Genomic DNA, 10,274 nt, shown 5'->3' with positions numbered 1-10,274 from the left:
ACGACAAATAAGCCCATCTTCAGGAAAAGAATGTATTTTTAGAGGTACCCTATAGAAAGAGTATTTCACGGATAGCCTTATGAGTAGGCGTATTATCCACTCTCGTTATTCCATCTAGCACAAATGACTTTTTTCACATCTTCAGTAACATACACAATTTCCGATTCATAGCCGAACATCAACAGTCCTGCCGCAGTTGGATAAACCTTTCCATTGTCCGGATTGATTTTGGCAGCTCCAATTTTCTTCAGAAATTCCAAATCAGTCAAGGTGTTCCACACATGACCTTCGTGAATCAAGAGAAACCGTTGACGATAGTGAGCTATCGTCTCTTTGCATAACAATTCTATTGTCATAATCCTAATATACTCTCACTCTTCATTATGCGCAAGAGCTCTAACTTTTCATCAAATAGAATTCAATTTTACGAAATAGCAGTGTAAATCGTGCAAACAACTGGTTGCAAAATTTTGAAAAAAAAATGTAATGACAGCTACATGACATCGCTTTTTTCTACATTATTCCCCATGAAACTGAATAAATTTTTTATAGCGAACATCGCGGCAGTTTCCTGCGCGATGGCACTGGCTGCAGGTACTTTTACCAACGTAAGCGCGGCGCAGGTTGCAAATGCCGCCACTAAAAATACACAGGCTTACGAAGACATTAAAATCGTCAAAGTGAACGACAGCAACTTTGAAAAAGAGATTTTGCAATCCAAGAAGCCGGTCATCCTGGAAATTTCTTCGACCAGTTGTCCGCCTTGTCTCATCATGATTCCGACGCTTATTAGCATCGCGAAAAACTACAGCGACATCAAGATCGCATCGGTCGGCATCGACGAACCGGGCATCGACAAAATCAAAGCATCGCTCCCGATTCAAGCCTTCCCCACATTTTTCCTCATCAAGGACGGCAGAATTGTGAATAAATTGGTCGGCGCAGTCAAAGAAGAGGAACTGCTCGCGGCCTTGCAGTACACGCCCAATAAGAACGCAGCCAAGCCCGTCAAAGCCAAGAAAGCAAAAAATTCTCCGAAGAACCTTGTTTGCAAAACACCCGGCCAATTCAACGGACTAAAGAACCTGGTGACCATCTCGTTCGTATTCGGCGCCACCGAAATCGAAAATGTCGACATCGTGACAGATGTTTTCGTTCCACCAGAAATGAGCGACAGGCGCGAACAGATGATCGAACACGTGCGTGCAAGCGGCAAGGGAGAGGTGGAGCCCACCATGACAGGGTTCCGTATGCATATCGACAACGATTGTCGATTCATGAAGGCGATGGATATGAAACGGACCTCGACTTACGGCGAGATGCGCGCGGGCCTTGAACTGCAAGGTTTCACCTGCGAATAAACTAGCATCCAACAAAAGCTGCCAAGCAATACCGCAAACGCCCTTATGTCCGCCGCTCGCGAGATACTGAAATCCGTCTTTGGCTATGATTCTTTCCGCCCGATGCAGGAAGAAATCATCGAGCATGTCGTGGCACATCACGATGCATTGGTGCTGATGCCCACGGGGGGCGGCAAATCGATTTGCTACCAGATTCCGGCACTGATTTTCGGGGGAACCACGGTGGTGATTTCGCCTCTGATTTCCTTAATGAAAGACCAGGTGGACGCACTCAACGCAAACGGAATCGGAGCGGACGCGCTCAACAGCAACAACGACGAATCCGCAAACGAGGCTATCCGGCAACGGTGCGAATCGGGTTTAACAAAGATACTCTACATTTCCCCAGAACGTCTGCAACGTGAAATTTCGTGGATGCAGCACAGTCTGAATATTTCGCTGTTCGCTATCGACGAGGCTCATTGCATTTCGCAGTGGGGGCATGATTTCCGCCCCGAATATACGCAGCTCGGCGGACTTCACCAAATGTTCCCGGACGCCACCCTTATGGCGCTGACGGCTACCGCAGACAAGTTGACGAAAGAAGACATCGTTCGGCAACTGAACCTGCGCGAATTCAAGCTTTTCGTCAGCTCGTTCGACCGTCCGAACTTAAGTCTGGACGTACGTCGCGGCTACACGGGGCAGGACAAGCTGAAAGCTATTCTCTCCATTATCTCGAAGCATGAAAACGAATCGGGAATCATCTACTGCCTTTCGCGAAAGAACACCGAAAAGGTCGCGGAACAACTTGTGGACGCTGGAATTTCGGCCAAGGCGTACCACGCAGGAATGAGCGCCGACGAACGCAACGCCGTGCAAGAGGACTTTATCAACGACCGCGTCGATGTCGTGTGCGCGACCGTCGCATTCGGCATGGGAATCGACAAGAGCAACGTCCGTTACGTGATTCACTACAATCTGCCCAAAAGCATCGAGAACTTTTACCAGGAAATCGGCCGCGCGGGCCGTGACGGACTCCCTTCCGAAACGGTGCTGTTCTATAACTTCCAGGACATCGTAACCCTCCGCAGCTTCGTGAACGACAGTGGCCAGCGGGAAATCAATTCCGAAAAACTTGACCGGATGCAGGAATACGCCGAATCGCAAATCTGCCGCCGCCGAATTCTTCTGAACTACTTCGGCGAAAACAGCGAAAGCGGCAACAGCAACTGCGGAAACTGCGACATCTGCAAGCATCCGCCCCGACGATTCGACGGAACCATCCTCGTGCAAAAGGCACTTTCGGCCATCAAGCGCACCGGCGAACGCATCGGTTTCACGATGACAGCGGACATTCTCAAGGGAACCCGCAGCGAGGAAATCGTGAAGAACGGCTTCGACAAGCTGAAAACTTTCGGTGCGGGCGAAATGACGACTCTCAAGCATTGGCACGATTATCTGCTCCAGATGCTGCAACTGGGCTACATCGAAATCGCCTACAACGAAAACAACCACCTCAAAATTACCGAAAGCGGAAACGAGGTGCTTTTCGGCAAGAAGACCGCAGAACTCGCGCTCGCTGCAAGTGTCGAGGCAAGGCAGGACAGCGAACCGAAAAGCAGGGCAAGAAGCGGACGCAGCAAATTCGCAAAAGGCCGCGGAACAACCGCAGCATGGAACGGGCTGGCCGATGGAGGCGACGAGACAAGCGCCCTATTCGAAATTCTGCGGAAAGTCCGCAAGCAAATCGCCGACGAAAATTCCTGGCCAGCCTATGTCGTACTCTCCGACAGGACCCTGAAAGATCTCGCCGCACAAATGCCACAGTCACTAGGCGACCTACACAACGTATTCGGTTTCGGCGAGAAGAAAATCGAAAAATTCGGCCAGCGCTTTGTAGACGCAGTCAAGGAATTCTTGGGGAGATAAAAAACTTTTTACCTTATATTTCCCGAAAACAGGGTATCAATATTCTCATTTTTTCACGTTCCTGCGTGTTTATAGAAAAGGGCATTCTTTTTTAGAAACTAGCCCCTATGTATAACCTTAAAATCCGCAGGCGACCGTCTGCGGAAAGGATATCTTTATGTCCGAAAATACGCAGATTGAAAATAATACGCCGATTGCGGACAGCAATTTCGGTGTGGCACCGGAAACTCCTGATTCTGTTGAAACACCGGATTCCGTTATTCGCGATATCGCCCACGAGTTTAATGTCATCGTCGATTCCGTGAAGGATAGTGAGAGCAATTTCACCCATGATCGGTTCTTGCGTTTTGCCTTTGCAGAGCCCCGTCGTATGGCGGAACTCCTGACACTGTTCTCGCGTCACAATTCCTCGCTTAAGGCGTTCCTCGACACCATTGACCTCAAGACACTTCGCGGCACGAAGGAAAACTTCTCTAATGACAAGCATACCGGCTCCGCAGACCTTGTATTTGAGGCTGATATCAAGACCGGTGGCGTCACGGGGCTTTATGTGGGAATCATTGCTGAACACAAGTCCACCAACAAGGATAACGTACTCCTCCAGATTTCGGAATATTACCACCATCTTTTCCTGGAACGCAAGAAGGATGTTCCCGTAATCGCGTTCATCGTCTACAACGGAAAGGACAAGTGGAATCCGCTTGCCCAGGAACGTTTCGCAAACTATCCTGAATACTATCGCGACATCGGCTTTCCCTTCAAGGTGGAATTCTTGGACGTGGGGCACGGCATCGACGATGCAGAATTGAAGAATATTTCGCCGTTTACTCTTGTCGCTCTCACTGCGATGAAGTATATTTGGGACGAAAGGAAATTCGAAATCACCTTCCCCGAGGCAGCAAAGCATCTGCTCAAGATGCATAATACCGACGAGGGAAAGGATTTTATCAAGCAGGCGCTTTCGTATTTCTTCTGGAAGTGGCCCCACAAGAGCGAGGAAATCAAGATGGACAGTCCTGAAGCCATTGCAAACAAGGGTTACGAATCATTCGCTGAACACTACGTGAACGAAGGAATCAAGCAGGGTATCGAAAAAGGCGCCCTGCAGGAACGCGAAAAGAACGAGGCTCGCATCTCTAAGATTGAAGATTTTCTGCGTTCGAATGGCGTTTCTGAAGAAATCATTTCCGCAAGCCGTGCGATTAAGTAAGCAGGTCTAGACTTTCAAGTCATTCGGCTCCGCGATTGCGGAGCCGTTCTGCTACGCATACCCCTACCTGTTTTGTTGAAAAAGGAATATATATTTCAATTGATCAGAAATGCATGGTCCATTCCTTTACTTTTATTGCTAACTGTTGTGGCTAACGCACAGGTGGTAAAATGTACCTATAACAGTACATATCATGAAACGGATGATTATACCTGCGAAGATAAATATTCTAGAGAGTATACGCGAGAAAACTTGTTGAAAGAACCGCATCCTCATGAGGTTTTGTATTCTTGTTGGTATAATACAATTCAAAAACCTGAAAAACATTTATACATTGACAAGCCATCAACGTTGTGTAATGAGGCTTTGTCAAACAAAAAAAAGCAGGATTTGCAAAGGGAAAAAATGGATTCGGGAAAAAGTATCAACCGCTTTATCTCAATATTTAGATAATACAATATCTTATTTCAAAATAAAGATTCGTTAAATTTGTCTTGGTTTAAAAGCGGTAATAGTTCAGAATCCTATTATGATTTTAAAGGTCATCTTTATACACCCTCAGGAACGGCCTGGTATTGGAAGGATAAAGAAGTTTATATTTTTAAAATGTGGCTTAAGGAGCCTGCAAAAGGTCATGGTATAACTATTGAAATAAAAGGAGACATGCCTAATACAGGGTGTAAGGACGGAACTACATTAACATTTTTAATCAACGATGATTATAGAATTATTTTTCCTCCTGAAATGAATAAATACCCGTGCTTTGATAGTGTTGCGATAAATGGCCTTTATTTGAGGTCGGAATTTTCCAATTATGATCCAATGTTAATAAAAAACGGAGATAATATACTAAAAGAAACTATTGAAAAGATTGATATTGAAAAAAAGGAAATTGCCGGACGGGAAGCGGAAAAAGCCAGGTTTAAAAAAGCATGGAATGAAGCAAAGAAGGAATCTTCGGGAGAATTTATTGAGCAATCAAGTAGGATTGTCGATCCAGGCCTGCACATTGAATTCCGACATATTATAGACCTTGTCGCCAGGACCCGCAGCCACATATTCGACCTTAGACTTGGCAACCCATCCTTGCCCGCAACGGCCCTTGACCAATACTTCCGTATCAGCTTCTTTCACGATAGAAAGCTCGTCATTAAAACTCGCCGTGCAAACCACCTTGCCACCGCCCTTTTCGGAAGTGACATCGATGTCGCCCAGTTTAGACTTGACAAGCCTCGCCGCAGAAGATGTGGTAACCAAAAGTGCGAGGGCAAAAAACATCACTAACTTTGCGCATTTCATGATGGACCTCCTTGATAAAGGGACGAACATCCGTCCATCACGCAAAATACAAAGCAAAGTTTACACAGACCAGTCCATGAATATTCCAAGTCGGAATAATCGGGTCGCCTACCTGGAATATCTCACGTACGCGAAACGCTTGCTGTCGGGGGCCCACGAGTTCACGTTGATCGTTCCCTGGCCGCCGAACAGCTTGAGGATCGTACGCGGCTCGCTCCAGCCGATTTTATCGCTGCCGGTCATCAGGCGGATTTCCACATTCTTGTTCGGAACATGTTCACCGGGGCGCACGTCACGTTCGTGGTAGGCGAGCATCACGACCTTCGTGCGGTCGGGCGAAATATGCGGGAACCAGGTGTTTGAGTGTGCGTCAAACGTCATCTGCGTCTGTTCGGAACCGTCGGCCCTCATGCGCCAAGCCTGCATACGGCCGGTGCGCACCGAATTGAACCAGATGTATTCACCATCGCAGTCATATTCGGGACCGTCATTCAAGCCGAGAGCTGTCGTGAGTTGCGTTTCGTTGCCACCCACGGCAGGAATGGTGTATATGTCATATTCGCCATTCCGTTCGGCGCAATAAGCAAGCATCTTGCCATCGGGAGTGATACCGTGAAGGTAGCTCGGGGCAAGCGGCGTCACCAGCTCCGGCATGCGACCGTCAAAGAAAATCTTGTAAATACGCGAAAGCCCGTCTTCTTTTGTATGGTGACTCACGTAGAGCCCCTCGCCATCCGGCGAAAGTACATGGTCGTTGTTGCAGTTGTCTACAAAGTAACTCGGCACTTCGGTGATTTCGCCCGACGAAATTTCATATTTATAGATGCGGCCTTCGCTATTGAAAGTAAGGAACTTTCCATCGGCACTCCAGTTGGGCGCCTCAATCACGCGGTCAAATTTGTCGAGCAATTCCGACTTTCCCGTCTCGATGTCAAAGATTTCGAGAAACGACTTGTCGCCGCTACGGTTCCACACCTCGCCAGGAGAAAGCTCGAACGGGTACGATACACCCCATGTCTGGCGAAGTCCATCCATCTGCGTCATCATCTGCATCGTCTTCGTGTGCGGCATTTCGGGGCATTCCTTGATACCCTTCTCCAGCGCGGCCTTGCAGCCAAGCACCTCGTACTCGTAGCAGTTTTCGATACGCGGCGGCTTCACGGATTCCACCAGCGTTCCTGCAACATCAAACCGCTGGATTTCCACCATGTCGTTCAGGTTCTGCACACGGATAAAACCTTCGCTACCGTAAATGACACCCTCGTTCTTGAGCGGCGCCACCATCGAGGTCTTGAGATGCGCCACCTGGCCATTTTTATAGGTCAAGTCAATCCAGTCCGTCGCATCGACACCCGTAGGGAACTTGACGCACTTCGTCTCGGTTTTGACAATATGGTTCGTACCGTCGCCATTCAGGAAAATGTCCGCAAACGTGAGACTATAAATTCCCAAATCCAGAAGCGCACCGCCCGCCAATTCAGGCTTACGCAGGCGTTCGATATGCGTGAGCGGCATCGAAAAATCGGCCTCCACACTTTCGACCTCACCGATCTTCCCAGCCGAAATCCAGTCCTTCACCATCTGCACCGCAGGCAGGAAACGCGTCCACATCGCCTCGCAAAGGAACACGCCCTTTTCTTCGGCAAGCGCAACGACTTCGGACGCCATCAGCGCATTCGCGGTAAACGCCTTTTCGACAAGCAGATTCCTGCCTGCGTTCAGACAAAGTAGCGCATTCTGGTAATGTTCGGAATGCGGCGTCGCCACATAAATCAAGTCCACCTGCGGGTCATTCGCAAGTTCCTCGTAACTGCCATACGCACGACCGAATCCGTAATCCTTTGCAAACTTCTGGGCCTTTTCCAAGGAACGCGAGGCGACCGCATACGCCTCGACACCCATCCCCTTTTTTTCAAGAGTCTTGACCGCAGCGGCCATCTTTGTCGCGATATGCCCACAACCGAGAATTGCAAACTTCATAAAAACCTCAATTAACCCCGTAGCGAACCTTGCCCGTGGTACCCCCAATATACACTTATTTACGGGACTCGTACAGTAATCCAATCCACAGAAATGGGCTCACCTGTAAACATCCGCACTTTACTTATTTTGAGCGCGAGCGGCCTGTTGTTCTTCTGGCGTAGGTTTCGTATCCTCAAGTAGGCGGTCGGCCCATTCGTCCCAGAAACGGCAGCGTTCGCCTTCGAGCTTCATCTTCGCGAACTTCACCGGTTCGGTCTCGACGGCAAGCGTCACCACCGATTCCTTGTAGGCCTGCGGAAGCCCTGCCACGTGCGCCATGCGCTGCTTGAGTTCGGCCACGGTCGCATCGAGAATGTCCACCTCGAATCGGCGCTCGATGTAGCGGCGCGCAATAAATCCAAGCGCCATAAAGTAGTCGCCCTGGTTCCCTTCGGCAAGGTAATTTTTCGCCCGCAGTTCCTTGAGTGCGAGAACGGCTTCTTCGTAAGGCGGAAGCCTCGGGGCCTCGCCCTTCTTCGCAAATTTCTTGTGCAGGAACCAGCCGAGGAACACGAGGAGCGCAACCCCCACGACAATCAGCAAGACGTAAATCCACTGCGGGAGCCTCGGGTCGTCCAGCGGGTCTTCCGCTTCCAGAATGTCGTCTTCTTCGCCGGTAGTACGCGTCGAGACCTTCACGGCCACAGGGTCGGTATTCACCTTGACGGTGTCGCTACCGACGACAGCGTTCACCTGCTGCGGCGCAATCAGAAAATCGCCGCTCACGAAGGTGTTAAGCGTCGCATACCACACGAACTTCGCGGTTCCCTTGGGCATGCCCTCGACCACCTTCTCGTTCTTCATCTCCTTGACTTCGAAACTTCCGAGGTTTCCGACAAAGCTCGGCAAGTCCACGACGGCATTTTCGGGAGCGGTCACCTGAATTTCATAATTGAACATGTCACCCACGAACACCTGGGCGTTATCCACGTTCGCCTTCACCGAGACATCGAAGGCGAGGGCCGGCACGGCACAAAAGGCTGTCCAAATAATAAACGCGGCAAAAAAATGCGAAAAACGGTACATACAAACCTCTTTGCGAAGAATATACAAATTTTGTGGATCAAGGGGCAACCGGCATTCCGTCTTCCAAATAGCCGAACTCGCCGGAAAAATTCCCCCTTCCTGTCGTCAGTACTCGCTTTTTATCTATATTTTTTCTAATATGTCGTTACGGTTCTTGGCCCAGTTGGTTTGCGCGGGGATCCTTTGCACTGCGTTTGCCCGCGCGGACGAACACGGTGCCGAAACTCCGGCGACCGACAGTACTCAGGCAAAGAACGCCTCGGATAACGGCGCCGCCCCGGCAGAGGGCAACACGTTAAAGGTCACGACAGAAAATATCCTTTCCATCGTCTCGATCGTCCTTCCGCACAATGCACTGAAGAACTCCGAATCCCTACACGACTGGCCCTTCCTCGCATCCGCGGTTCCCGCCTGGGGCTACAACCTCAAGCTCCAGCAGGACTACGGCAAGGCGCTTTCGTTGAAGGGGCTTGTGGCAGGCAACGTGAACTTTGCCGGTTTCGGAATCAAGCTGGACGCATCCGTCGAACTGATCCACCTGTTGGAACTGGGCGTGCAGACAAGTCTGGGAACGGCCATCAACTACGGCGAAGCATCAACCTTCATGGGCGTATACAACCCCGAAAAACGGGACTACGAGCAGGACCTCGTTTTCACGGAATACACCTACGGCGTGACCTACCATTCGGCGCTGACAATTCCGCTGCTTGCATTCCTCCCCAAGAGCGACTGGACGAAGATCATCCTGAAGGGGTCCGCGGAGCTCACCTATTCCGCCTACACGGGAGCCGACGACAAACAGGTCTGGAAAGCCGGTAACGAAAACTCGGTCAACGGGTTCAAGTACAAGTACGGCGGGACACTCATCTACATGCTGCCTTTTAGCCGCGTGCCCATGGCCATGGTTTCGGCGAACGCGAGCGGATTCAAGCACGAATATGACTTTGACGAAAGGTACAAGGACTACAATCCCGGATTCGTGAAAGTAAGCATCACCCCCATGGCATCCGTCAAGATTAGCGACAAGTGGAACGGCATGCTCATGGTGAACATCTCGCGCGACCGCGTCTACGAAAACCAGCCCTACCCCTCTACCGAAGAAGTGCTGCAGAAACAGATTGACAGCGAATGGGAGCTGAAGGCCGTCATGTTCATCGCGAGCCGGAAATTCTAAATTTTCAGGGCAATTTAAAGATAGATTGCCGCGTCGCCCCAAGGCGCCCCGCAATGACAAGCTTTCTTATGGTCGCATAATATGAACATCGCCCTCATCGTTTACCTGGTATTCCTGATTGCAATCGCCGTACGCAGTGCGCGGCGCGTAAGGGACATTCCCGATTTCTTCGTGGCGCGCAAAGGGGCATCCGCGAAGGCAGTCGAAGGAAGCCTCGTCGCGACGATTCTTGGCGGGTCGGCCGTGATCGGTGCAGTCGATAGCGGATCAA

At 50.1% G+C, this 10,274-nt stretch carries 9 protein-coding genes and 2 pseudogenes; 6 read left to right on the top strand and 5 right to left on the bottom strand.

Annotation, left to right across the window (positions count from 1 at the left end):
• Positions 1-92: 92 nt before the first annotated feature.
• Complete coding sequence (locus Q0P86_RS15750; protein ID WP_295040780.1) at positions 93-356, bottom strand: hypothetical protein; 264 nt, start codon at positions 354-356, stop codon at positions 93-95.
• Between the two features lie 171 nt (positions 357-527).
• On the opposite strand from Q0P86_RS15750, the gene Q0P86_RS15745 reads away from it, so the two are divergent.
• From Q0P86_RS15745 to Q0P86_RS15730, 4 genes are all read left to right on the top strand, one after another.
• The gene (locus tag Q0P86_RS15745; protein WP_290994556.1) at positions 528-1,361 is read left to right on the top strand and encodes a thioredoxin family protein; all 834 of its coding nucleotides are present in this window, start codon (positions 528-530) and stop codon (positions 1,359-1,361) included.
• A 45-nt stretch (positions 1,362-1,406) separates the two neighbouring features.
• Positions 1,407-3,272 (top strand): DNA helicase RecQ, encoded by a 1,866-nt coding sequence (gene recQ / locus Q0P86_RS15740; protein WP_295040778.1) that lies wholly within the window; start codon positions 1,407-1,409, stop codon positions 3,270-3,272.
• A gap of 157 nt (positions 3,273-3,429) precedes the next feature.
• Entirely contained in the window at positions 3,430-4,482 is a 1,053-nt protein-coding gene (locus tag Q0P86_RS15735) for an Rpn family recombination-promoting nuclease/putative transposase (protein ID WP_295040776.1), read from the top strand.
• Between the two features lie 99 nt (positions 4,483-4,581).
• Positions 4,582-4,935 (top strand): hypothetical protein, encoded by a 354-nt coding sequence (locus tag Q0P86_RS15730; protein ID WP_295040774.1) that lies wholly within the window; start codon positions 4,582-4,584, stop codon positions 4,933-4,935.
• 525 nt (positions 4,936-5,460) lie between these two features.
• Here the strand turns inward: Q0P86_RS15730 and Q0P86_RS15725 are convergent.
• From Q0P86_RS15725 to Q0P86_RS15715, 4 genes and pseudogenes are all read right to left on the bottom strand, one after another.
• Positions 5,461-5,781, bottom strand: a complete 321-nt coding sequence (locus Q0P86_RS15725; protein ID WP_294113771.1) for a hypothetical protein — start codon at positions 5,779-5,781, stop codon at positions 5,461-5,463.
• Positions 5,782-5,889: 108 nt separating this feature from the next.
• A complete protein-coding gene (locus Q0P86_RS16995; protein ID WP_366941323.1) occupies positions 5,890-6,756 on the bottom strand; it encodes a transporter in 867 nt (288 codons plus the stop codon).
• Between the two features lie 264 nt (positions 6,757-7,020).
• Positions 7,021-7,761: pseudogene (locus tag Q0P86_RS16990) on the bottom strand (Gfo/Idh/MocA family protein); the annotation flags it as partial.
• A 120-nt stretch (positions 7,762-7,881) separates the two neighbouring features.
• Positions 7,882-8,829: a hypothetical protein gene (locus tag Q0P86_RS15715; protein WP_295040768.1), complete on the bottom strand. Its 948-nt coding sequence runs from the start codon at positions 8,827-8,829 to the stop codon at positions 7,882-7,884.
• Between the two features lie 139 nt (positions 8,830-8,968).
• On the opposite strand from Q0P86_RS15715, the gene Q0P86_RS15710 reads away from it, so the two are divergent.
• The gene (locus Q0P86_RS15710; protein WP_295040766.1) at positions 8,969-10,003 is read left to right on the top strand and encodes a hypothetical protein; all 1,035 of its coding nucleotides are present in this window, start codon (positions 8,969-8,971) and stop codon (positions 10,001-10,003) included.
• Between the two features lie 81 nt (positions 10,004-10,084).
• Positions 10,085-10,274, top strand: a pseudogene (locus Q0P86_RS15705) (hypothetical protein); the annotation flags it as partial.

It is taken from the genome of uncultured Fibrobacter sp. (assembly GCF_946062555.1).
GTDB lineage: Bacteria > Fibrobacterota > Fibrobacteria > Fibrobacterales > Fibrobacteraceae > Fibrobacter.
The sequence above is the reverse complement of the archived record's forward strand: the minus strand, read 5'-3'. Positions and strand labels throughout refer to the sequence as shown.

Coding starts and splice junctions, on each gene's coding strand:
- Q0P86_RS15735 (WP_295040776.1), top strand. CDS start 3,430: ATGTCCGAAAATACGCAGATTGAAAATAATACGCCGATTGCGGACAGC.
- Q0P86_RS15710 (WP_295040766.1), top strand. CDS start 8,969: ATGTCGTTACGGTTCTTGGCCCAGTTGGTTTGCGCGGGGATCCTTTGC.
- Q0P86_RS15715 (WP_295040768.1), bottom strand. CDS start 8,829: ATGTACCGTTTTTCGCATTTTTTTGCCGCGTTTATTATTTGGACAGCC.
- Q0P86_RS15725 (WP_294113771.1), bottom strand. CDS start 5,781: ATGAAATGCGCAAAGTTAGTGATGTTTTTTGCCCTCGCACTTTTGGTT.
- Q0P86_RS15745 (WP_290994556.1), top strand. CDS start 528: ATGAAACTGAATAAATTTTTTATAGCGAACATCGCGGCAGTTTCCTGC.
- recQ (WP_295040778.1), top strand. CDS start 1,407: ATGTCCGCCGCTCGCGAGATACTGAAATCCGTCTTTGGCTATGATTCT.
- Q0P86_RS15750 (WP_295040780.1), bottom strand. CDS start 356: ATGACAATAGAATTGTTATGCAAAGAGACGATAGCTCACTATCGTCAA.